General features: G+C 38.3%; 22 protein-coding genes. 18 read left to right on the top strand and 4 right to left on the bottom strand.

Annotation, left to right across the window (positions count from 1 at the left end):
• Positions 1 to 6: 6 nt before the first annotated feature.
• A complete protein-coding gene (hemW, locus tag ACEW8U_RS07580; protein ID WP_373521433.1) occupies positions 7 to 1,134 on the bottom strand; it encodes a radical SAM family heme chaperone HemW in 1,128 nt (375 codons plus the stop codon).
• A gap of 131 nt (positions 1,135 to 1,265) precedes the next feature.
• Between hemW and ACEW8U_RS07575 the strand changes: the two genes are divergently transcribed.
• From ACEW8U_RS07575 to gldN, 8 genes are all read left to right on the top strand, one after another.
• On the top strand, positions 1,266 to 2,906 hold the full coding sequence (locus ACEW8U_RS07575) for a POTRA domain-containing protein (protein ID WP_373521432.1): 1,641 nt from the start codon (positions 1,266 to 1,268) through the stop codon (positions 2,904 to 2,906).
• A gap of 3 nt (positions 2,907 to 2,909) precedes the next feature.
• Positions 2,910 to 4,028: a DUF4271 domain-containing protein gene (locus ACEW8U_RS07570; protein WP_373521431.1), complete on the top strand. Its 1,119-nt coding sequence runs from the start codon at positions 2,910 to 2,912 to the stop codon at positions 4,026 to 4,028.
• Between the two features lie 40 nt (positions 4,029 to 4,068).
• Entirely contained in the window at positions 4,069 to 4,842 is a 774-nt protein-coding gene (locus ACEW8U_RS07565) for a uroporphyrinogen-III synthase (RefSeq protein WP_373521430.1), read from the top strand.
• Positions 4,843 to 4,916: 74 nt separating this feature from the next.
• Complete coding sequence (locus ACEW8U_RS07560) at positions 4,917 to 5,888, top strand: type IX secretion system membrane protein PorP/SprF (protein WP_373521429.1); 972 nt, start codon at positions 4,917 to 4,919, stop codon at positions 5,886 to 5,888.
• Positions 5,889 to 6,007: 119 nt separating this feature from the next.
• Positions 6,008 to 7,102 (top strand): gliding motility lipoprotein GldK, encoded by a 1,095-nt coding sequence (gldK, locus tag ACEW8U_RS07555; RefSeq protein WP_373521428.1) that lies wholly within the window; start codon positions 6,008 to 6,010, stop codon positions 7,100 to 7,102.
• A gap of 50 nt (positions 7,103 to 7,152) precedes the next feature.
• Positions 7,153 to 7,953 carry a gliding motility protein GldL gene (gene gldL, locus ACEW8U_RS07550; protein ID WP_373521427.1) on the top strand — a complete coding sequence of 267 codons (801 nt, stop codon included), beginning with the start codon at positions 7,153 to 7,155 and terminating at the stop codon, positions 7,951 to 7,953.
• A 39-nt stretch (positions 7,954 to 7,992) separates the two neighbouring features.
• Positions 7,993 to 9,600 carry a gliding motility protein GldM gene (gene gldM / locus ACEW8U_RS07545; protein WP_373521426.1) on the top strand — a complete coding sequence of 536 codons (1,608 nt, stop codon included), beginning with the start codon at positions 7,993 to 7,995 and terminating at the stop codon, positions 9,598 to 9,600.
• 41 nt (positions 9,601 to 9,641) lie between these two features.
• A complete protein-coding gene (gene gldN, locus ACEW8U_RS07540) occupies positions 9,642 to 10,454 on the top strand; it encodes a gliding motility protein GldN (protein WP_373521425.1) in 813 nt (270 codons plus the stop codon).
• Between the two features lie 17 nt (positions 10,455 to 10,471).
• Here gldN and uvrC read toward each other — a convergent pair whose 3' ends face one another.
• The 3 genes from uvrC to ACEW8U_RS07525 all read right to left on the bottom strand — a co-directional run bounded on the left by uvrC (position 10,472) and on the right by ACEW8U_RS07525 (position 17,352).
• A complete protein-coding gene (gene uvrC, locus ACEW8U_RS07535; protein WP_373521454.1) occupies positions 10,472 to 12,277 on the bottom strand; it encodes an excinuclease ABC subunit UvrC in 1,806 nt (601 codons plus the stop codon).
• Between the two features lie 125 nt (positions 12,278 to 12,402).
• A complete protein-coding gene (locus tag ACEW8U_RS07530) occupies positions 12,403 to 14,679 on the bottom strand; it encodes a penicillin-binding protein 1A (protein ID WP_373521424.1) in 2,277 nt (758 codons plus the stop codon).
• Positions 14,680 to 14,709: 30 nt separating this feature from the next.
• Positions 14,710 to 17,352: a gliding motility protein gene (locus ACEW8U_RS07525; protein WP_373521423.1), complete on the bottom strand. Its 2,643-nt coding sequence runs from the start codon at positions 17,350 to 17,352 to the stop codon at positions 14,710 to 14,712.
• 107 nt (positions 17,353 to 17,459) lie between these two features.
• On the opposite strand from ACEW8U_RS07525, the gene ACEW8U_RS07520 reads away from it, so the two are divergent.
• From ACEW8U_RS07520 to atpG, 10 genes are all read left to right on the top strand, one after another.
• Positions 17,460 to 18,323 (top strand): M23 family metallopeptidase, encoded by an 864-nt coding sequence (locus ACEW8U_RS07520; protein WP_373521422.1) that lies wholly within the window; start codon positions 17,460 to 17,462, stop codon positions 18,321 to 18,323.
• A 2-nt stretch (positions 18,324 to 18,325) separates the two neighbouring features.
• Positions 18,326 to 18,760, top strand: coding sequence for a polymer-forming cytoskeletal protein (locus ACEW8U_RS07515; RefSeq protein WP_373521421.1), 435 nt, complete (start codon positions 18,326 to 18,328; stop codon positions 18,758 to 18,760).
• On the top strand, positions 18,723 to 18,974 hold the full coding sequence (locus tag ACEW8U_RS07510) for an AtpZ/AtpI family protein (protein WP_373521420.1): 252 nt from the start codon (positions 18,723 to 18,725) through the stop codon (positions 18,972 to 18,974). Before ACEW8U_RS07515 ends, ACEW8U_RS07510 begins: the two co-directional genes overlap by 38 nt.
• Positions 18,975 to 18,998: 24 nt before the next feature.
• Entirely contained in the window at positions 18,999 to 19,385 is a 387-nt protein-coding gene (locus ACEW8U_RS07505) for a hypothetical protein (protein WP_373521419.1), read from the top strand.
• 18 nt (positions 19,386 to 19,403) lie between these two features.
• On the top strand, positions 19,404 to 20,429 hold the full coding sequence (gene atpB / locus ACEW8U_RS07500; RefSeq protein ID WP_373521418.1) for a F0F1 ATP synthase subunit A: 1,026 nt from the start codon (positions 19,404 to 19,406) through the stop codon (positions 20,427 to 20,429).
• A 39-nt stretch (positions 20,430 to 20,468) separates the two neighbouring features.
• Positions 20,469 to 20,723 (top strand): ATP synthase F0 subunit C, encoded by a 255-nt coding sequence (atpE, locus tag ACEW8U_RS07495; RefSeq protein WP_373521417.1) that lies wholly within the window; start codon positions 20,469 to 20,471, stop codon positions 20,721 to 20,723.
• 75 nt (positions 20,724 to 20,798) lie between these two features.
• Positions 20,799 to 21,293 carry a F0F1 ATP synthase subunit B gene (atpF, locus tag ACEW8U_RS07490; RefSeq protein WP_373521416.1) on the top strand — a complete coding sequence of 165 codons (495 nt, stop codon included), beginning with the start codon at positions 20,799 to 20,801 and terminating at the stop codon, positions 21,291 to 21,293.
• A 2-nt stretch (positions 21,294 to 21,295) separates the two neighbouring features.
• Positions 21,296 to 21,856 (top strand): ATP synthase F1 subunit delta, encoded by a 561-nt coding sequence (gene atpH, locus ACEW8U_RS07485; protein WP_373521415.1) that lies wholly within the window; start codon positions 21,296 to 21,298, stop codon positions 21,854 to 21,856.
• A 31-nt stretch (positions 21,857 to 21,887) separates the two neighbouring features.
• The gene (atpA, locus tag ACEW8U_RS07480) at positions 21,888 to 23,468 is read left to right on the top strand and encodes a F0F1 ATP synthase subunit alpha (protein ID WP_373521414.1); all 1,581 of its coding nucleotides are present in this window, start codon (positions 21,888 to 21,890) and stop codon (positions 23,466 to 23,468) included.
• An 80-nt stretch (positions 23,469 to 23,548) separates the two neighbouring features.
• On the top strand, positions 23,549 to 24,421 hold the full coding sequence (gene atpG / locus ACEW8U_RS07475; protein ID WP_373521413.1) for an ATP synthase F1 subunit gamma: 873 nt from the start codon (positions 23,549 to 23,551) through the stop codon (positions 24,419 to 24,421).
• Positions 24,422 to 24,452 lie beyond the last annotated feature (31 nt).

Here is a 24,452-nt window from a genome sequence, read left to right as displayed (position 1 = left end):
GGCCATTTAATCCAAAAATAAGGAAACGGCAACACTATCTGCCAAAAGTTTACCCTTAGTGGTCAAGGTCAGGTGATTGTTTTCCAATCTGAGTAGTTGTTCACTAAGTAAGAAATTAATTTGTTTGTTTTTTAAATCAAGCAGGTCAAACCCAAAATCAGTTTTAAACGAGATCAGGTCCAACCCCCAAATAGTCCTTAAAGCCGTTAGGATTTGGTCATTCGCAATATCTAGGTTTGTGGCTTTTTCTTCCGTAAAGGCAAGATCGTCGTTTTTCAAGCTATCGATGTATTTTGAATTGTTGGAAATATTGAAGCCCCGGACATTGCCGTCAAATGAATGTGCGCTCGGCCCAATCCCCAAGTAAGGAATTCCTGACCAATAATTAGTATTGTGAATCGCAAACTGTCCGAATTTTCCAAAATTGGAGATTTCGTATTGGATATAGCCGACTTTATCCAAAGACTCCATCAGCATTTCAAACTGCACTGCGGCAAAGTCTTCTGTTGAATGGGAGTACAATCCTCTTTTTTCCCAGTTTCCCAAAGCTGTTTTTGGTTCTACAGTCAGACAATAACTGCTGATATGTCCAGGGTCTTGGTCCAAAGCTATTTGGAGGTCATTTTTCCAAATGTTATGGTTATCTGAGGGGAAACCATAAATCAGGTCAATGGAAAGTTTTTGGAAACCCACTGCTTTTGCCATTAGGATCGCGTTAAGAGATTCTTTTGAATTGTGCGCCCGATTATAGAATCGAAGAATTTCTGCATCGAAGGTCTGAATTCCTATACTTAATCTATCAAGACCAAGCGCTTTCCAGTCTTGCAGGTTTTTTGCGTTCAGGTCATCAGGATTGGCTTCAAGCGTGAGTTCCTTCAAGTCCAGTTGGTAATAGAGTTGGATTTGGTCCAGAATTTTTCCGATCTGGGCAGCGCTGAGTAATGACGGAGTTCCTCCGCCAAAATAAATGGTATTGACAGGTTTGCCTTTGGGGAGGTAATCACTTCTCAATTCCAGTTCCCTGCAGATCATATCCACCATTTCATTAGTGCGATTGGTGTTGGTACTGAAATGAAAATCACAGTAATGGCAAGCCTGCTTGCAAAAAGGAATATGGATGTAGATACCGGACAATTTGTTTACTTTTAGCCTTCAAAGATAGTTAAACCAATTGCTCCAAATTGAAAAGCACCCTACTATTCCTCCTTCTTTTATTTTTTTTGGTTTGCTTCCAATCTTTTTCCCAAGAGAGAAATTGGTTGAAGTTGGAAACCAAAGGGGGCATTAACTTGGTGGATGAGCAGGTTTTCAGCGATTCTTTGGCAAAAGCCGCATTTATCAGGACACGTTTTCAGGAATTGTACCAATTGGGATATCTAGATCCAATTCAAAGTGTCTTGCTCAAATCTAAAGATTCCTTGTGGCTAAGTGTGGATACAGGCAAAAAGTTTGAATGGGTTACATTGAGGCAGGGGAATGTTGAATCTGTGGTCTTAGTCAAAGCGGGTGCAGACATGAAAAGATTTAACCAAAAATCATTTGATTACAGGCAGGTGTACAGGTTGTTTGAATCCATCATCAAAGAATCAGAAAATAAAGGTTATCCTTTTGCTTCTGTAAAATTGGATAGCCTCGAAAGGGATGGAAATAAATTTTCGGCAGCGCTGAACTTGGACCTTGGACCTTTTATCACTTTTGATACATTAAAAGTCACCGGTGATTCAAAAACAAAACCTAAGTTTCTTTCAAACTTTTTACAGATTAGACCTGGTGAACCTTTTTCACAAAGAAAAGTACAGAATGGAATTCAGCAGATCAGAAACCTGCCTTATCTAAGATGGTCAGAAGAACCTGAACTGAGTTTTCAGAATGAGGAGGCAACACTTTATTTGCCTATCAATGACCGAAAAATCAACTCTATCGATGGAATTATTGGCTTTTTGCCTAATGAACTTGAAGGAGGAAGGTTATTGGTTACAGGTCAGTTTGATGTTATGCTCCACAATTTGGGTGGAAGTGGCAGGAACTATGAACTCCATTGGCAAAGGTTCAATCAATTTTCCCAGAATTTGAAGGTAGCGGCATTTGAACCCATGTTATTGGGGTCAATGATTGATATGGGCGTTTCATTTTCATTGTTGAAAGAAGATACTACTTTTTTGAATAGGGATTTCCGTTTAAGTTTTGGTTACAGGTTCAATTCAGATGGCTATCTGAAATTCTTCACCCGTAGACAGGCAGGTGATTTGTTAACATCAACTGGACTGAGTGAAATTACAGCTTTACCAGTGGCGGGTGATTTTCGGTTCAACAACTATGGGGTAAATTATGCTCATTTTTGGCTTGATGATGTATTTTTCCCCAGAAGGGGAGCATTTGCAGAAATGGAATTTGCCATAGGAAACAAGAACCTGATCGAGAATACAGCCATACCTCCATCTTTATATGAAGGGGTTGACCTAAGAACTTTACAATATTATTTACAGGGTAGATTTGAAAAGTATTTCTATTTTAACCAACAGTGGGGTTTGTTTACAAGATTATCGGGAGGAATTGTTCAAAACGAAAATCTTTTGCTCAACGACTTGTTCAGGTTGGGTGGGCTTCAAAGTATCAGGGGCTTCAATGAAAATTTCTTTTTTGCCAATAATTATATTTATCTCAATGTGGAGCCAAGATTTTATTTTGATACCTACTCATATTTTATGATTTTTGCCGACATGGGAAGGTTAGAGAATAATATACAGGGATTGCCCGTTGACAACACCTTTTCGGCAGGAATGGGATTCAGTTTAGAAACTGGCAACGGGATATTCAATTTTGTTTATGGTTTGGGTGGATCTAATGTTCAGGACTTTGCTATTAATCTTTCAAAAATCCATTTTGGATACACAGGTAGATTCTAAAAGATGAAGGGAAATTTTTATAAGTTGGTCTTAGGTTTTTGTCTTCTTTTCTGTTCTGTGGATGGATTTTCCCAAATATTGGAAAATTACAACTCCAAAATTCAAGAACTTTACCCCCAAAGAAAAGCACGGTCCTATTCAGCTCTTGATATAAAAGTTGACCTTCAATCATTTCCTAAAAGCAGTTTTAGATTTAGTTTTCCCAAAGAATCAACCATGTTTTTGGATGGGAGACTTTGGTTTTATGCAGCAGTGGATACCACCCTGATTGTTCCTTCATCTGAACTTGAAAAAATCTTAGAGGGTACACCCGAGGGAGAAGTAGTTTTGAGCATCATCAAAAATGGTATAGACCCTGAAGCAGTCTCGATTCAAAAGGGGTTTTTTGAAAAATTGGTCAAACCTATTAGTGGGGATAGCCTGAAAAGTCAATTGCCCGAGAAAAGGGAGAAAAATGATTTTAATGATTTTTTCTTTTTTGCCCTTTTGACAATACTGTTTCTTTTGGCTATTTATAAAATGATTTATCCGCTTGTCCTCAAGCTGATCATCATGCCCGCGGCGGTGTTTTCAGCAGAGGATTTTTCAGAATCCAACTCACTCCAGAAATTTTTTGCATTGGATGTAATATTCTACCTTTTGATTGTCAATATGCTGGCATTTCTATTGGGAATGATGTTTATCAAATTTCTGGATAGGGAAAATCTGATAGTTCTTGTGAATGGAGATCTTAATCAGTTGTTTCTTAATTGGTTGTTCGGATCTGGATTTTTGATCTTGTTGGCAGTACTAAAATTTGCATTTCTGAGGGTGTTGGCATTTTTCTTTGAGCTTGGGAAAATTGTCAATGCCCATTTTTTTTACCTGTTCAGGATCATTTCAATATCTACCTTCAGCATTGCATTTATGGTGAGTTTTGTACTGTTAAATGACTTTTTTGAACTTGAAATGATCATCAAATATCTTTTGTATGGATTCTTTTGGATTTATTTAATTGGAGTAGTAATGCTATTTATAATTATGTCGAATAGGCTCAACTTTAAAAATTACCATTTATTTGTTTACATTTGCACCGCGGAAATTGTCCCCTTTCTGATACTTAGCAAAGTTATCATTGGGTGAATGAATAGAGAACAGTAATCAAAAGGAGAAGCGTAAAACGATGACTAAATCTACAAAAGACAGATTCAATCCGGTAAGGAGTATTTTAGTTTCACAGCCAAAGCCGACAGATGAAAAATCACCCTATTTTCAGTTGGCCGGAAAATATAATTTGAAAATAGATTTTAGGCCTTTCATCCAGGTGGAACCTGTTAAAGTAAAAGATTTCAGGAGGCAGAAAATAGATATCTTAAAACATACTGCGGTCATTTTTACCAGTAGGAATGCAATTGATCACTTTTTTACCATTTGTAAAGAACTGAAAATAGAGATGCCGGCGGACATGAAGTATTTTTGTATTTCCGATCAAACAGCCCATTACCTACAAAAATATATTGTCATCAGGAAGAGAAAGCTTTTTGTAGGTCAGAAGACAGCCACAGATTTGTTTGATTATTTCAAAAAACATAAATCCGAAAAATATCTTTTTCCTTGCTCTGATATTAGAAAAGCGGAGATACCGGATTATATGACCAAAATGAATATTGCATTCACTGAGGCCATAATATATCATACAGTTGCAGCAGATTTGAATGATTTGAGAGATATTAAATATGATATTCTTGCTTTTTTTAGCCCATCGGGTATTAAATCACTCAAACACAACTTCCCTGACTTTCAACAGAATAATACCAGAATAGCTGCTTTTGGTCCGACCACGGCACAGGAAGTAAGGGATCAAGGTCTAATTTTAGATATCGAAGCACCCATGCCAAATGCACCTAGTATGACCGGGGCTTTGGAGCTTTATATAAAAAAGGCAAATAATTTGTAATTCTTACAATCTTTTATGGTGAAAATCAGTTTAATTGTGTAGAATAGGGTTTTAAAAGATTATTTTATTTATGCATGGTTAAGCTTGAGTTCAATTTCCTGAAGTATCTCTTGGTATTCATATCAAGTTGTTTTTTGTTTTTGGAGGCAGACGGGCAGCAAGATGCCCAATTCACACAGTATATGTATAATAGCACATATTTTAATCCAGCCTTTGCCGGAAAAGATGGGGGCTATAGGTTTTCTGCTCTTCACAGATCACAATGGTTGAATTACTCGGGCAACAATGGTAATCCCCCGATAACCCAATTAGTTTCCGCTCAGGCTGCAATAGAAAAGTTAAAATTGGGAGTTGGCCTTAATTTTGTTAATGATAACATAGGACCTACCACCAATCAGGAAGTGAATCTTTCTTTGGCATATCACAAAAGGTTAAGGATGGGAACATTAAGCTTCGGTGCCATGGGTGGTATTTATTCAAGTACATTAAATTATGAAGACCTAAGAACTGTAAATGAAGACCCAAGACTTCCTCAATCAGGTTCCGAGACTCAGATGAACATCAATTATGGTGCAGGAGTTATTTATGATAGAGGAAAGTATTATATGGCCTTGAGCAGCCGCCATATCAATGAACCGGGCTTTGATTTTGGGGAGGGTGCATTGGAAAACCAATTAAAGAATCATTCTTACCTGATGTTAGGTTATAGGATAAGAACATTTGCGCTTTGGGATTTTGAGCCAAGTATTTTATTGAAAACTGTCTCTTTTAATAATTTTTCCTACGATGTCAGCGTTATAGCGACATACAATCAAAAAGTAAGTGCGGGTTTGGCGTTTAGAGGAGAAGAATCGGTTTCCTTGATTACAGGATATAGCCTTCTTAAAGACAATTCACTTAGAATAGGATATGCATTTGACTTGGTAGTAAGTGGTATAGAAGCCAAATCTCCAACCAGTCATGAGTTCATGTTATCTTATGTATTGCCGGACGTAACAAAAGAGTTCCAAAGGACAATTCAAAGGACTCCAAGATTCAGGTTTTAAAAAAAAAATATAGAAATTGGTAAATTAAATTTGTGTATTTCTAAGAATTTACTTTACTTTTCGCTCTTGTTCCTATTGAAAAATGGACAAGTTATTTAACAACTCATTATATGTAATTTATGTCTAGAAAAATGAATTCACGCATTTTCACCTTGATTTTAGCCCTTTTGGTAGTAGCAGTTCTGCCAAGTTGTGGACTTTTAGGCAAGAAGGGTTCAGCCAGTGAAAAAGACAACAGACGGGGAGAAGTAACTGGTGTTCCGAAGAGAGTCATTTGGCAGCAAGTTTTGCCTAAGGACATGGTGCCCGTAAAGGCAGGGACTTTTTGGATGGGTCAGGCTGATGAGGATATTGCATTCACGCAGTCTTCTTTAAACAAACAGATTACCATCTCGGAATTTTACATGGATAAGTACGAGGTGTCCAACAACAAGTACAGGCAATTTGTAGAAGCCGTAAGGTTAGGTGAATATACCTACAGTACTCCGACTACATTGAAAGATCCTCCCCAGTTCAATCTGGATGAGGTACTTCCTGACTCTACCGTTTGGAACACCAGTTTTACTTTCCATTATGGAGATCCTTTGATGGAGTTCTATTTTGACCATCCAGCTTTTGACAACTATCCCGTAGTTGGTGTAAGCTGGGAGCAGGCACACATGTATTGCCAGTGGAGAACTTATCATCTAAATGCCAATGACAAATCTGATTTCGATTATCCTCAATTCAGGTTACCAACAGAGGCAGAATGGGAGTACGCTGCAAAAGGCGGTAAGGAAGTGGCCAAGTATCCTTGGGGCGGTCCTTATCTGAAAAACAAAAGAGGATGCCTCATGGCCAATTTCAAACCAGGTAGAGGAAATTACATTGATGACGGATTCGCTTACACTGCGCCGGTTGATGTATTTGCTCCGAATGGATTTGGATTGTACAACATGTCAGGCAACGTAGCCGAATGGGTATTGGACGCTTACAGTCCAGTTGGAGGTGCATTGACTTGGGATTTGGATCCTAAGTATGATAACCCGAATGAAAAAAGAAAAGTAGTAAGAGGTGGATCTTGGAAAGACATCGCTCACTACTTGGAAACAAGTACAAGAACTTATGAATTCCAGGATGTAAAAACTGCACATATTGGATTCAGAACAACAATGACCTATTTAGGAAGATCCGGCTCTATGAATGTGAACAACAATAGAAGAAGGAAAAGGTAAAAAAAACAACTCTAAACTTAATCACTCTAAACTCTTTACTTTTATTTATTATGGCAAAGAACAAAAATTCCTTTAAACACAAATTCTACGGTGATATCATGCCCATGATATACGGTATCGGTGCATCAATTGTAATCCTTGGTGCAATGTTTAAAATTCTAGACTGGCAAGGAGCTAGTTTAATGATCGGTGTCGGTCTTACGACAGAAGCACTGATATTTTTCTTATCTGCATTTGAACCAAAACACGAAGAAATAGACTGGTCAAAGGTCTATCCTGAATTGGCAGGTGAAGAACTTGAAGCGGCTAAATCATCCAAAAAAGAGCCAAAAGAAAACATCACCCAGAAATTTGATGATATGCTTTCCAATGCTAAAATTGGTCCTGATTTGTTGGATAGCTTGGGCAAAGGAATGCAGAATCTCGCAACCTCTGCTGAAAGAATGGGCTCGCTTGCAGATGCAGCAGTAGCTACCAATGAATATGCGACAAATGTAAAAACTGCTTCCAAGACTTTGGTGGATATTAACCAATCTTACGGTAAAACAGCAATGGCACTTACTGAGCTTTCAAATGCCTCTACTGATGCTAAGGAATACCACAGTCAAGTGGTAACGGTGACTAAAAACCTCTCAGCACTCAATAATGTCTACGAAATGGAATTATTGGATGCACAGACCCACTTGAAAACATTGAATAAGTTCTATGCCAATATTTCCACGGCTATGGAAGGCCTCAATGAAGCAGGTAAAGAAACTGATCAGTTCAAAAACGAATTGGCCAAACTCAACCAAAACGTGAGCTCACTCAATAAAATATATGGTGGAATGCTAACAGCCATGAAAGGTTAAGCCTAGTTAAAACAATGTTTAATCTTTTTGTGAAATAATATGGCTGGAGGAAAAGAAACACCAAGGCAACGGATGATAGGAATGATGTACCTTGTATTGACAGCTTTGCTGGCTTTGCAGGTAAGTAATCAGATCCTTCAAAAGTTTGTGCTATTGAATGACGGTTTGGAGAGAACCTCAAAAAACTACGTCAATAAGAATATGTTCATGGTATCTACTATAGAGAATACCGTTGAACAACAAGGAAATAATCCCCGTGATGTTCCTAAGGTTGCTGCTTCGCAAGAAGTCAGAAGTAAAACTGCTGATATCTTCAATTACCTGGAAAGTTTAAAACAGGAATTGATTGAAACTTCCAATGCCAGAGACGAAAAAGGTCAGTTCAGGAGTTCATCTTTAAAGAATACCGATGTTCCTGGTAATATCTTCAACAACAACAGGAAAGGGTTTGAAATGCAGGAAAGGCTCAATACTTACCCTGTTGAAATTTCGAAAATATTGAATGACCTTGGAATTGATATGTCTTTTGGGGATATCGCTAAGGATGCTAAGGATATTGAGATTTTCCAGAATGATTCAGAAGCAAGGAATAAAAACTTTGTGAATCTTAATTTCGTGAAATCTCCTGTTGGTGCAGTAATGGCATTGATTTCACAATATCAAAATGAAGTTTTGAACATTGAAAGTGAGGCATTGTCTGCCATAACTACTTCAATTGGTTCATTTTATTTTAAAGCTGATATTGTTGAAGCACGAGTTGCAGCCCTATCCAATGTAGTAGCAGCAGGCACTAAATTCCAAGGAGACATGTTTATTGCCTCATCATCTTCTTCGGATGCTCCGGAGATGACGATTGATGGAAGAGCAGTTCCTGTCGAAAACGGTTTTGGTAAAATAGAATTCACAGCACAACCTGCTAGTCAATATGACGATAGAGGTTTGGCCAAAAGAATCCTTAAAGGTGAAATTACCACCAATGTTGGAGGAGAAACTAAAGTGCTTCCTGTTGAGTATGAATACTACGTTGCCCAGCCGATAATCAAGGTTACTTCAGAAGTAGTCAACCAACTGTATGCTGATTGCGCCAATGATCTTTTGATTGATGTGCCCGCATTGGGTAATTCATATGCTCCAAGTTTCACGGTATCTAACGGTACCTCTATTCAAGGTAGTAGACCCGGGCAGCTGACTGTGATTCCGGGAAGTTCTGGGAAAGTAAACATCGGCGTTAGCAGTGGAGGCAATAAAATCGGAGATGTTTCGTATGATATTAAGCCAGTTCCTGCTCCTACAATCCGTTTGTTTGATGGAAGAGGCGCAATTGACTTAAGTGTTCCATATCCAGCTCCAGGACCTTCAACTTTGATTGTAGAAGCTATTCCTGAACCAACTTTCGGTAGGACGATGGCTAGGGATGCAAATTTCGAAATTACAGGCGGAGAGGTGATTCTCTTAAGAAATGATGTGCCACGTGAAAGGGTAAATATTTCAGGGAAAAATGTAGCTATCAGAAATCTATTGGCTGCAGCTAGAACTGGAGATAACCTGATTGTGAGGGTGACGGAAGTAACAAGAACCAATTTCCGTCAAAATAAGATTAAGACTAACTTGGCGAGTCCTGAAATCTACAGGATAGTAATTAAATAATTGGACAATGCCTTCGGGTATTGCCCCTAAATAAAATGAATATGAAACTTCATACTAAATTCATTGGTCTATTATCGCTTTGTGTGATAATCCTAGGCTTAGATGCAAGAGGACAAGGCGCCACCAGTGTCAATCCATCTTCTTACGGAGACAGACAGTTTAAAAAAGACACCATTTTTTCGGCACATCCTATCAGGGAAGACGATAAGATGTATCAATTGGCTGTCTGGAGAAGGATCGACCTTAGAGAAAAGTACAATCAACCGCTTTACGGATCAGGTGATACCAAAAATGATGGTATAGTCAACCATATCTATAAAGCCATAGTTGAGGACAATGCTTTGGAAGTATTCGGAGACGATAAATTTACAAGACCTTTGTCCATTGCGGAGTTTCAGGAGAATTTCTGGATCGCAGCTAATGGGGATAGTATCTTTGTAAAGCAATTGTATTACTTGGATTTCATGGAAGATTTTGTGTTTGACAAGCACCATTCACAGATCAAATTCGATGTGAAATACATTGAGCTGGTGATGCCTTCGCAGACCAATGCAAATGCAGGACAAAAGACGATAGGATATATCAGATTTAAGGATTTTTACAATCATTTCATGGATCATCCTGAAGCCAAATGGTTGATTTTCCAAAATACTGCAAAAGTACTTACTTATGATCAGGTATTCGATCAAAGGTTATTTAGATCAATTGTCAGAAGATATACAAATCCCGACAATGCTTATATTGCGGATTTGGTTAAATCTGACCATCCCAATCCTGAATTGCAAGCATTTTTAAATTCTCTTGAATTTGAATATAAACTTCTCGATTTCGAAAACGGACTTTGGGAATGGTAAAAAATTAAAGAGCGGTTTCAACCGCTCTTTTTTTCCTTTAATGCATCGTAAACCTTTTCTGCCTTATCTTTTCCCACGATGCTTGATATTTCCTCAAGCGTGGATTCACGTATTTTCTTGAGAGATTTGAATTTGCTCAGCAGTTTTCCTGCAGTGTTCTCACCTATTCCTTCAATATCAGTCAGTTTAGAACCAATAGCATTTTTGCTCCTGACCTGCCTGTGGAAAGTGATAGCAAATCTGTGGGCTTCATCTCTTATCCTTTGTATCAATCTCAGGGATTCTGATTTTTTGTCTATATGGATGGGGAACTGATCTTCAGGAAAATATATTTCCTCCAAGCGCTTGGCAATGCCTATGATAGGAATCTTTCCATAAATGTTTAATTCTTTAAGCGCCTCTACAGAAGAAGAGAGTTGCCCTTTTCCTCCATCGATTACGATTAGTTTTGGTAGTGGTTTTTCTTCTTCAATCAATCGCTGATACCTTCTTCCAACTACTTCTGTCATACTGGCGAAGTCATTGGCACCTATGACCGTTTTGATATGGTAATGTCTATACTCTTTGACGGCCGGCTTTCCGTTTAAGAAGCAGACCATACTTGCAACTGAATTTGTACCCTGAATATTGGAATTGTCAAAGCATTCTATATGGTCTGGCATCTCCTTGAGTGAAAGGTCAGACTGAAGCTGTTTCAATACCCTGAATTTTTTGTCACTTACATCACCTGATGCCAGTAATTTTTCCTTTTTGTAGTATTTGGCATTTTTCAACGAGAGCTCTAACAATTTCTTTTTGTCACCGATTTTTGGAACAGAAAAATTGAAACCTTCAAATTCCTCATCTAATGGTATATTGGCAATGATTTCTTGGGCATCACTATTGAACTGATCTCTAAGTCTTACAATCGCCGTCAGCAATAACTTTGCTTCTGTTTCATCCAATTTTTTCCGTAACTCTACAGTTTTGGTAATGATCACAGCACCATTTATAATTTTCAGGTAGTTTACATAAGCTGTTTTATCATCTGTTTCAATACCAAAAACATCCAAGTTACTGATAGATGGATTGGTAATGAGCGATTTGGCATGGTATTTTTCCAATAATTCCAATTTGTTTTTGAAGTACTGTGCACGTTCGAATGCCAGATTTTCGGCAGCATCTTGCATGTTTTTTTTGAAATAAGTCTTGGCAACACCCATATTTCCTTTCAATATGTTTTTGGCCTGCTCAATTTCATTGAGATAATCAGGTTCTGATTGGAGACCTTCACAAGGCCCTAGACAGTTGCCAAGATGGTATTCCAGACATACTTTATATTTCTGATCACGGATTTTCGTGGGGCTGAGGTCCAACCTGCATGTGCGTATAGTAAATATGCTTCTGATAAGCTCCAGCACATTGTTCATGGCCTTCACACTGGCGAAGGGACCATAAAAAGAGCCTCTCCCAGGAATCATTTTTCTAGTAGGGTAGATTCTTGGAAAAGGCTCATTGGTCAGCAATAAATAAGGATAAGTCTTGTCATCCTTCAGCAGTATATTGTATCTTGGCTGTGTTTTTTTGATCAGGTTGTTTTCTAGCAGCAGCGCATCAAATTCGTTGTCTACAATGGTTATTTCAATCTTTCGGATTTCCCTGACCATTCTTTTGGTCTTATAGTTGACTCCTGTATTTTTCAAAAAATAACTGCTGACTCTTTTTTTGAGGCTCTTGGCCTTTCCTACGTAGATCAGTTCATTTTCTAGATTGTAATATTTATAAACTCCAGGTAAATCAGGGAGATTGTGGTGCTCTTCAACAGCATAAGACGAGGCTTGCATCATGTACAAATATAAAAAAGAGTTTATTTTCTGTAAAAATACCAATGCCTGTATCATTACAGGCATTGGTATTATTTTAAGCTTAGGTACAGTTCAAACATTTGATAATAAGACCGGAACCTTAATTAGAAATCGTTCCTTTTGGCGTCATAATCAAAATCAGAAAACCTGCTGTTTTCAAGCTGATATTTTCCACAATCGATTTCAATGCTCAATGGCCTTTCAGGCCTAGGGAATGCGCCTTTGGTGATTCCCAAGGAAGTGTCAGCATAAACCTTAGACATATATTTGACCCATATTGGTCTTGCTGTCTGTCCGCCCTGTCCACTGACCCAACTTCTGAAGTGAATGGCACGGTCATCTCCGCCTACCCAAGCACCAGAAACCAAGTCTTTGCTTAAGCCCATATACCAACCATCTGAGGCATTTTGCGTGGTTCCTGTTTTCCCACCTAATTGGTTACCTTCATCTCTCAATGACCAAGGGACACCTTGACTTGTTCCCCTTGTTTCTTCAAAACCTCCTCTTAGCATATGTAACATCAAGTAAGCATGTTCCTCACTCATGGCCGGTTTTTTCTTTGGGGTGAATTGCTGCAATAAATTACCGTTTTTATCTTCTATCCTATCAATATAGAATGGGACGATATGTTCTCCTTGATTGACAAAAGTTCCCATCGCACCCACCATTTCCATCACAGAGACATCACTTGTACCTAAAGCCAAAGCCGGAACCTCTTCCAAATCGCTAGTGATTCCTAGTCGGTGGGCAGTTTCAACAACTATTCTTGGCCCCAGTTTTTTCATCATGTATGCAGATACAGAGTTAACCGATTGTGCCATTGCCAATCGGATAGACATCTTCTCATAGGAAAATTTGCCGTCAGCATTTTTTGGGGTCCAGGTAGGCTGTCCAGGAATATTGATTTCTATAGGTTGGTCAACAACGGTGTAACAAGGGCTATAACCATTCTCAATAGCAGCGGCATAAACAAATGCTTTGAAAGTGGAACCAGGCTGCCTTTTACTCTGACGCACATGGTCAAACTTGAAATGTTTGTAATTGATACCCCCAACCCAAGCTTTGATATGACCTGATTTTGGATCCATGGAAACAAATCCGGTTTGAAGGAATTTTTTATAATGCCTCAAGGAATCCATGGTACTCAAAAGTGTATCAATTTCATCCCGATCCCACGAGAAAACTTTCATTCTTTTTTTCTCATTGAGCTTGATATTGACCGAATCTGAATTGGCACCATATCTTTTTACCAAATTCCTGTATGCTTCTGTTCGTTTTACCTGAGTTTCTATAAAGTTGGCTATGACCTGTCCGTTGTTGTCAATCCATGGTTCTCTATTGCCCATTTCTTTTTCAAACTTTCTCTGCAACTCCCTCATATGTTCCTGCACGGCTTCTTCCGCATAGCGTTGCATCCTACTATCGATGGTAGTGTATATTTTGAGTCCATCTCCGAAAAGATCATAAGGTGTTCCATCAGGCTTCAGGTTCTCTTTTGTCCATTTGATCAGATCCGATTTGATTACTTCACGGAAATAGGTGGCCATTCCCTGATTTTGATTTTCCACTTTATAATCAAGTTCAATCGGCATTTTCGTCAATGAGTCATATTCCAACTCACTCAGCATACCGTATTTCTCCATTTGATACAACACGGTATTCCTTCTTCTAAGAGAATTGTCAGGATTAAAGACCGGGCTGTAATAAGATGGTGCTTTGAATAAACCCACAAGCACTGCAGATTCCTGAACATTCAGTTCTGAGGGTTCCTTATTGAAGAAAGTCTTAGATGCAGTTTTTATTCCATAAGCATTACTTCCAAATTCGGAAGTGTTGAGGTAAAGTGTGAGAATCTCATCCTTGGTATAAGATTTTTCCAGCTTAGCAGCCACTATCCATTCCTTGGTTTTGATGATCAGCATTCTAAGTCCCGGCACCCGGCTCAATATGCCCTGAGACTCTAGGTTGCGGGTTTTGAAAAGGTTTTTAGCAGTTTGCTGACTTAAGGTACTTCCACCACCCGCGCCTTGTCTGAGAATTAGGGATTTGAACAAAACTCTTCCCATACTATGTAAATCAATACCTGAATGTTTTTCAAAACGAACATCTTCTGTTGCGATCAGGGCATTGACAAGATTGGGCGAAAGCTCAAAATAGGAAACAGGACTTCGGTTTTCTCTAAAGTAATTCCCCATAAGCATGCCATCAGAGGAATATAATTCGGAGGCAACCTCACTTTGAGGATTTTCCAATTCTTTGAAATCAGGCAACTCACCAAAGAGTCCTAAAAAATTTCCACTGACTGCCCAGACAAATAAAACAAACCCTATCAGTCCCGCTGCGAAGGTTATCCAAATTACTCTAATTATTTTTTGGGTCATTTAAATTCTGAAATTAAGGATGTGGGGATTTTATTGGTATGCTTTCTTATAGAATGATCTGTATTCATCCAGGTTTTTTCTTTTGTTCAATTCTTGGAAATTTTCGATTGAAATCAGGAAAGTATTTGCTTTGTTTTCATCAGAAATGGCTGCAGTTTGGAAATTGTTTAAGAATTTTTCTCTGTAGTCTAGGCCTTTTTCAGCATTGTTAAAAGGACTTACTATGAAAATTACATTTTCACGGCTAAGGTTCATATTGCCGGTACGGAGTCTTGAACTGGCGAAATTCTGAGAATGGAATACTTCAAGGTCAGCCAAAAGATTTTTGGATTCTTTGGATTGGTCTGCAGGAAGGACAATCACAAATATATGGGTTTGATTAGGATTTTCATTGTAAGGACTTTCCTCAACCTCATTATCTTCTTCACTATCTTCCACTATCTGATCTTCATCTTCAAGACTTTCATCCAATTCCTCATCAAGATCATCTCCATTTAAACCATCACTTTCACCAGTCAATACAGCAAGCATAATTCTTGCCATATTTGTCAAATCTTCGTTCTCCGTGGTTTGGATGTAATTTTCGAGCCTTTGTCTATACCGATCAGATTCATCGATTTTACCTGAAACCATTATATCCAAAAGCAATAATCTGTCGGTATTTCTGGTTAGTGGATAAGCTTCTAAAGTTGTACGTATTAGTTGTCTTGAAGTCTGATACTGCCTATTATAATACATTTCATAAGCTTGCTTATAATTTTTGGATGATTCCAAATAAGCCAAATTCCCAACACTTCCATCTGGATTATTTACCGAAAATGTGTATGGAGATTCAGGAAATTCCATGTTTAATCGCTGTGCATAAGCCTGAAAATCTCTGCCGATTTCTTTTTTTGCCAAATAGAGAATGTAGTAGGCTTCAGGTTTTTTGATGGTATTAGGATATTTGGTTATCAAGCTTTCAAGGTATTCTATACTGATCTCGGGAACTCTTAAATCAAAAAACAAAATCTTACCCAATTCAAAATAAGATTTTTCCAAGTCCAATTTCATGGCTTGTATTTGAGCAGGATCGCTTGGTATTTGGGCCAATAGCGTTTCAACATCGGGAATTTGGGAAATAGCGGAATTTTCCTCCAGATCAGCTTCTGCATCTGAATCAGCTAGATCATCAAGATCGGAAGTATTGGTACTTGTAGCAGTGGATTGCAAACTTTGCACATTTCTCCTCCAGTTGTCCTGCAAAGGTCTGTTTCCCCAATTTCTATTAAAATCAATGGAACCTTGCTGCAAGGCTACAGCATTATCAAAGTAAAATGATTCCCCGCCACCTCTGCCACCGAAAGCAAGTAGATTGTCAAAAATTCCGGCAGACTTGGGTTGGTCTTTTATTTCGGCTTGACGAATCAATCGTTCTTCTTCACTTTTAATAAATGCCTCAGCAATCAACTCCTGTTCTTCCCGGCTCAATCCACTGAGTTGGATGAGACTGTCATATTTTTCTACTGTATCATAGTTGGTAACATATCGATCAAGGATTTCTTTTCTTGCCACTATAAAATCATAGGAAGAATCAGTCGGTCTGAAATGTGTCAGGGCACTGTCGAGATAATACTTTGCTGCCCTGAAGTCATTTTTGATATCAAAACTAATTTCGGCCAGTTTTTCATAAATATAACCTTTTTGAATTGGGTTACTTCCCTCTTCCTTTGCAGCTCTCCGGAGGAGAATTTCAGCTTCTTCCAATTCATCCTGTTTCAACTCAAATAGTGCCTTTTCATAAAGAATGACATCTTTCAAATCCCTGTTTTTACTGTCCTTGTATAGGTCATCAAAGTAAGTCCTTACTTTTTTGATATCTTTACTTTTATTGAGTTCGGCCACCTGCTGAGCATACAATAGTGCAAAGAAGCTTCTTTCATAAGGAGGATTCCCCTTGACAGCTTTGAGATAATAGTCATACGCCAATGCATCAAGCCCCTCTCTCTGATAAAGTTGTGCAAGGATAAAGTTGATCCGTGATTTTTCCTTTTTGTCCTTAGTAAAACCGAGCGCTCTATCGAGTGAACCTACTTTTCCGTTTATATCCTCCCTGCTGTCATAATAATAGGCCAGTGTTTTGTAAAGGTGAAATTTATTCTCTTTGCTTATACCGGATTCTTTTGTTAAGAAGTCAATGACATATGTGGCATCCTCAAATTTTTTCTGATCAGTATAAAGTCTCATTAATTGGACAAGACTTTGATGCCTGATTTTTTTCTTTTTGCTGTTGACATTTAAATACCTGAAAGTATTGGCTGCATCATCAAACTCTGCATTGTAATAATCTGCCATTCCTATCAAAAAATAACTTGGATCTTTCCACTTTGAGATCCTATGCCAATCCACAGCACGGGAAGCAAACTCCCGTACCTCTTTTAACAGCTCCTCATTTTGTTCAATAAAAGCACTGTCAATGGTATAGAAAACAGGAAGTACTTGACTGAAGTCCTCCCTATGGTTATTTTGAATACCAGTCTCCAACTCTTCAATTTTAGCATTGGCATAAAAATATGCATTATATTTTGCCGTTGTATTGTGATACATCCTATTAGTAAACGTGTTACGTTCTGAGGAACAGGACAGTACCAGAAGGGTGATGATAAATAGAAATAAATATTTGAATCGGTTCATGCTAACGCCTTTGCCATAATTTTCCTAAATTACTGTAAATGATGTAATTTAGTAAACGCTTCGAATTATTATTATATTTTTGAATCCCCAAATCAAATAGCAAAAGATTGAGTCTTAAGAAAAAAATAGCAAACTGGCTGACCTCAAAATACCTGTTTGTCATCAGAAAAGAACATGATTTTTCTGTTTTAGGATCATTTAATATCTCCTTTGGCAGGATTATCATTCTGTTTTCCTTTTTGTTTATATTATTATTTGCTTTTTCCCTTTTAATGACCAAGACCATCCTAAGACAGTGGTTTGATCCGGTATACATGGAGTCCGAAAACACAGCAAAGATAATTGCCTTATCTGATTTGGTGGACTCCTTGTCTAATACTGTACGGCAAAAAGACAATTATTTGTCAAATATTCAAAGGGTAATCGACGGGGAAAGTGATTTTGACCCATTAATGTCGGAGGATACGTCCACACTTGGAGAAGCAAGACGACCTGAATCCTTTGAGCCTAGTGAAGCAACCAAAAGTATTTTGGAAGAATTCAAAGGGATGCCATTAGATTTCACGGGTCAGATAGAAGTATCTAAAAATACTTTTATAGAAACATTTTTCTTTTCACCTATCAAAGGAGTAATCACCTCAGTGTTTGCGCCACAGAATGACCACTTCGGTGTTGATATTGTAGCCAAAGAAAATGAACCTGTCAAAACCATTGCAGATGGAACAGTCATTCTTTCCACATGGACCTTGGATACAGGTTATATAATCGGCATCCAACATTCTAACGAATTGATTTCTATTTATAAACATAATTCGGTATTATTGAAGAAGATTGGAGATGTAGTTAGAGGAGGAGAAATTATTTCCATTATTGGAAATACAGGTGAGCTTACTTCAGGACAACATCTCCATTTTGAACTTTGGTACAAAGGTACCCCACTTAATCCCCAAGAATTCATCACATTTGATTAGCTATGTTCAACAACAACACAACAGAAAAGAAATCGGCTGTGGAGATGGTCAACTCCACAAATGTAATTTCGAAGGAAACCAAGATTGTAGGTGATATCGATGCCTCAGGTAACATCCGCATAGAAGGACACTTGGAAGGTTTAGTCCAATCCAAGACTAAGATCGTGATTGGAGATTCCGCCATCATTATTGGCAATATTTCATCACCCGATGCAGAAATTTCAGGTAAGGTAGAAGGAGAGGTACACTGTTCGGGAACCCTCTACCTCAACAAAACCGCAATTGTGACTGGAAACATCACTACCCAAAAACTTGTGGTAGAAAACGGTGCGGTTTTCAATGGAAAATGTCAGATGACATCTTCAAGCCAATCCTTGGTAATTTCCAAGTCAAACCAAAGTGAAGAGCAGCCAAAAAAACAAATCGCCTCACTCTAATACCTATCTCAAATATATAGGTCTTTCTTTTCAGCTATTCACCATTATTGGACTGGGCACTTGGCTAGGATGGTATGTTCAACAAAAAAGCCTGATGAGGTTTCCTGTTTGGCTTTTGCTGTTTTGTTTCCTATCTATCTTGGTTGCTTTTTATCAATTGTTCATCAGTATGAAAAATGATGAAAAATCAGAGGATGACAAGAAAAAATTATAGTTTTGAGGCCTACATGTCTTAAAAATGAAGGCCATAAAAAAACTGACCATTAAATTATTGTTTTTTTCACTGATAATCGCAGGTATCATCTTCCTTTTGCAGGAATATATCAAGGTTGATTGGGTGCATGAAACTATGTGGATGATTCTGTCATTCTTTGTTCTTCTAACATGGTTGACGGGAATGTTCTCACATTATCTTTTGGAGCTGAGCAAAGAAAATTCCGTCAATATTCTTTTAGGTGCAATGGCCATTCGTTTTTTGGCAAGTATTGGTTTTGTTGCTATCCTACTTTTCATCGGCACTGAAAATTTAATTTTGTTTGTGGTCAATTTCTTTGCGATTTATTTCTTTTACTTATTGTTTGATATATACACCTTAATAAGTAATTTGCGCCCAAATTCAAATTAGGTACTAAAAAATCATTTGATGGTCCGTAAATTTCTTTGCCTAAGTATTTTATTTTCAGTATTTTGGCTAAGCTTTTCAAATTCTGTCCAAGCAGCCGGAGACGATGAGAGTAAGACGGGGTTTCTAATCCCTCACGTAATGGACAATTACGAATGGCATTTCGCTACAATTGGCCACACTCACGTCACTTTACCACTTCCGGTGATCATTTATTCTCCTGATCAAGGACTGGAGTTCTTTTTGTCTTCTAATTTCCAAAATCATGACACTCACAAATTCGGTAAAAATTATGGTGTAAGTGGATATTACATAGATGAAGATCATGCCCTTCATGCCGAGGATGAGTCAAGGACATTTTATGATATTTCTATCACCAAAAACGTAATGATGATGTTTATTATCATTGCTCTTTTGCTTTATTTGATGTTGTCAACTGCCAAGCATTATAGAAATAATCCTGGAACCGCACCGAAAGGAATTGCCTCCTTTATAGAGCCATTGGTGATTTTTGTAAGGGATGAGATAGCATTGACGCAGATCGGACCCAAGCACTATAGAAGATTTACTCCATACTTATTGACCCTTTTCTTTTTTATATGGATAGGTAACCTCATTGGTTTATTCCCAGAAGCGGGCAATCTTACAGGAAATATTGCATTTACCTTGGTATTGGGTGTATTTACCTTGTTATTGACAGTTTTCAATGGGAATAAAGGATATTGGAAACATATATTTATGCCACCAGGTGTACCAATTGCGCTTTTACCGATAATTGTTCCTGTGGAAATCATCGGTATTTTCACCAAACCAGCGTCTCTTGTTGTCAGGCTATTTGTGGCAATTACAGCAGGCCACATCGTGATCTTGAGTTTTGTTGCCTTAATATTCGTTTTTGAATCCATGGTAGTTGGTGTTGCAAGTACTTTGATGGTTGTATTTATCAACTTGATCGAACTCTTGGTTGCGACTATTCAGGCTTATGTATTTACCCTGTTTACAGCCATGTATGTTGGAACGGCTGTAGCAGACCATGATCATCATTAATTTAGAATTTCTTTGTTCAATTTATAAAACTAAACAAGTATGTTAACTTCAATCTTATTAACTGCCGGATTTGCACTGATGGGTGCTGGTATCGGTGCTGGAATTGTTGCAATAGGCGCAGGTCTAGGTATTGGTAGAATCGGTGGTCAAGCGATGGAGGGCATTGCCCGTCAACCTGAAGCAGCTGGAAAAATCCAAACTGCCATGTTGATTATCGCTGCACTTATTGAAGTGGTTTCCCTGTTTGCAGTAGTAGTTTGTCTACTTATTGCTTTGGGTGATTACACTTTGTAAAAAGAATCAAGAGGTTGGCGATAGGCCAACCTCTTTCTTTAATTGGACAAGTATTAAAAAAAAAAATAATTCAATATGGGACTTATTACTCCAGGTTTAGGTTTGATCTTTTGGTCCGCTCTTGGATTTCTGATCGTTCTGTTTATCCTTTCCAAGTATGCTTGGAAGCCAATACTTTCGGCATTGGATGATAGAGAAAGAAGCATTGAAGAAGCTCTGAAATCAGCAGAGATTGCCAGAAATGAAATGGCTAACCTAAAAGCTGAAAATGAAAAAATCATTCATGAAGCAAAAATAGAAAGAGATGAGATGTTGCATAGAGCAAGTGAGACTTCTAAGCAGATGATTGAAGAGGCCAAAAACGCGGCTTCTCTTGAAGGTGCTAAAATGATTGAGAATGCAAAAGCAGCCATTGAAACCGAAAAGCTTGCTGCTTTGGAAGAGGTTAAGGTTCAGGTTGGTGTTTTATCCCTGGAAATAGCTGAAAAATTATTAAAGGAAAACTTAACTAAGGATGCTGCACAACAGGCATTGATAGAGCAATTTGTAAATGATCTTAAGCTGAACTAAATATGTCAGATTTTAAAGTCGCATCCCGGTATGCAAAAGCATTGTTAGAGCTTTCCGTCGAAAAAAATCAGCTTGAAGAAGTCATAGGGGATGTTAATCGGTTGTTGTCTATTGCATTAGAGAACAGAGATTTTGTACTCATGTTGGAAAGTCCAATTGTATCCACAGATAAGAAGTTGAATATCCTCAAGGCACTTTTTGAAAAGACAGCCAATAAAATTACAATTACCTTTTTTGAAATAGTAACGAGGAAGAATAGATCCGCTGTCCTTTTGGCTACAGCAAAGGAATTTCAAAGACAGTACAATCTTCATATGGGAATACAAGTGGCAGAGGTAACGACTACCTTACCGCTTAATGAAGGCCTAAAGAAAAGTTTTGTAGAAATTGTCAAAGAAATTTCAGGACTTGAAAAGGTAGAATTGGTTGAAAAAATAAACAAAGATATAATCGGTGGATTTGTCCTAAAAGTAAACGATAAGCTTCTTGACGACTCAATTAGCGGAAAATTGAGGACATTGAGACTCAGATTTGCCCAGAGATATTTCGTCAAAACATTCTAAAATCATTGAAAAACATTTTAATATAAATATAATGGCACAAGTTAGACCTGATGAAGTTTCAGCGATATTGAGAGAACAACTTTCCAATGTCAAAACTGAGGCTGAACTTGAAGAAGTGGGAACTGTACTCCAAGTGGGTGACGGTGTAGCCCGTATATATGGACTTACCAAAGCCCAAGCCGGTGAATTGTTGGAATTTGACAACGGTCTTAAAGCGATGGTTCTCAACTTGGAAGAAGACAATGTAGGTGCTGTACTATTTGGAGATTCCAAACTGGTAAAGGAAGGCGACAATGTCAAGAGAACCAAGAAGATTGCTTCTATCAAAGTAGGCGATGGTATGCTTGGAAGGGTGGTAGATACTCTTGGTAACCCAATTGACGGAAAAGGTCCATTAGAGGGACAACTATATGAAATGCCTTTGGAGCGTAAAGCACCTGGGGTAATTTACCGACAGCCGGTTACTGAACCACTTCAAACTGGTATCAAAGCAATTGACTCTATGATTCCAATTGGTAGGGGCCAGCGTGAATTGATCATTGGTGACCGTCAGACAGGTAAAACTGCAGTTGCCATAGATACAATCCTAAACCAAAAAGAATTTTACGAAAGAGGAGAACCTGTATTTTGTATATATGTAGCCATAGGTCAAAAAGCTTCTACTGTTGCGAGTATTGTAGCGGCACTTGAAAAAGGTGGTGCGCTTCCATATTCTGTTGTAGTATCAGCTTCTGCTTCAGATCCGGCCCCAATGCAATTTTTTGCGCCATTTACAGGTGCTTGTATCGGTGAATTTGTACGGGATACCGGTCGTCCAGCTTTGATTATTTTTGATGACCTTTCCAAGCAGGCAGTTGCATATAGAGAGGTGTCTTTGTTATTGAGAAGACCACCGGGACGTGAGGCTTATCCAGGTGACGTGTTTTATCTTCACTCCAGATTATTGGAAAGAGCTGCTAAAATCAACGATTCTGATGAGATTGCGAGGCAAATGAATGATTTGCCGGAATCAATCAGGCATTTGGTGAAAGGCGGCGGATCTTTGACAGCTTTACCAATTATTGAAACCCAAGGCGGTGACGTTTCTGCTTATATTCCTACCAATGTAATCTCTATTACTGATGGACAGATTTTCCTAGAGACCAACCTATTTAACGCAGGTATCCGTCCTGCGATCAATGTGGGTATCTCGGTATCCAGGGTTGGAGGTAATGCACAGATCAAAGCCATGAAAAAGGTTGCAGGTACGCTAAAACTTGATCAGGCGCAGTTCCGTGAACTGGAGGCTTTCTCCAAATTCGGATCTGATTTAGATCCTACCACTAAAAGAACTATCGATAGAGGTAGGAGAAACCAAGAAATTTTGAAACAACCTCAATATTCACCTGTTCCGGTGGAATACCAGGTGGCAATAATCTATGTTTCCACTAAAGGATTCATGGATAGCATCCCTGTTGATAAAGCGAGACAATTCGAAAAAGAGTTTTTCAATCTTTTGAAGAGCAGTTATCCTGACGCATTAAAGTTGATTCTTAAAGGCGATATAGATGCAGCGGGAAAAATTCTTGAACAGGCAGCTAAGGATTTGTCTATAAAATATGCCAAACAATAATTCAACAATTAACAGGTCTTGAGAAACCGAAACTTTTCAGGACCTGTTCCAAAATATTTATTTTCTGACTATAGCATCTTATGGCAAACCTTAAGGAAGTAAAACAAAGAATCACTTCGGTGACCTCTACCCAGCAGATTACCCGTGCCATGAAAATGGTAGCGGCAGCAAAGCTTCGTAGAGCCCAAGATAGGATTCTTAAAATGCGTCCCTATTCCCAAAAACTCACTGTTATCCTTAATGATGTGATATCAGGTATGGGTGATGAATTGGAGGTGGTTTATGCTGAACAAAGGCCTGTTCAAAATGTCCTAGTGGTTGTAATGACTTCTGACAAAGGACTATGTGGTGCTTTTAATTCAAATGCCATCAAGGCTGGAGTTAATTTGATTGAAAAAAAATTCAAGGATTCAAACGTGACCATACTTCCTTTAGGGAAAAAAGCCTTTGAGTTTTTCTCAAAAAAGGGATATCAGGTAAATGCCGATTATTACGGGATTTTTGCTGACGTGGCTTATGATGATGTCCGTAAAATTGCACTTTATGCCATGGAAGGTTTTGCTTCCAAGAAGTTTGACCGTGTGATGATGGTTTATAATCATTTCAGAAATGTGGCGATACAGGATTTGACAGTTGAGCAGTTTCTTCCTATGGGGGTGAATCCAGCAGAAGCTACTTCTGTAAGTAATACGGATTATATCCTATCACCTTCCAAAGAATACGTGGTTCAGGATTTAGTGCCTACTGCATTGAAGACACAATTCTTCAAAGCAGTTTTGGAAAGTAATGCCTCTGAACATGGTGCAAGGATGACCTCTATGGACAAGGCTACAGAAAATGCAGGAGATTTATTGAAAGAATTGAAGTTGCTTTACAACAGATCTCGTCAGGCTGCCATTACAAATGAAATCCTAGAGATTGTTGCTGGTGCAAATGCCCTTGAAGGGAGTTAAAATATAGCTAACAATTAAACCCTAAAAGCTG

The organism is Aquiflexum sp. (assembly GCF_041751335.1).
Classification (GTDB): domain Bacteria; phylum Bacteroidota; class Bacteroidia; order Cytophagales; family Cyclobacteriaceae; genus Aquiflexum.
The sequence above is the reverse complement of the archived record's forward strand: the minus strand, read 5'-3'. Positions and strand labels throughout refer to the sequence as shown.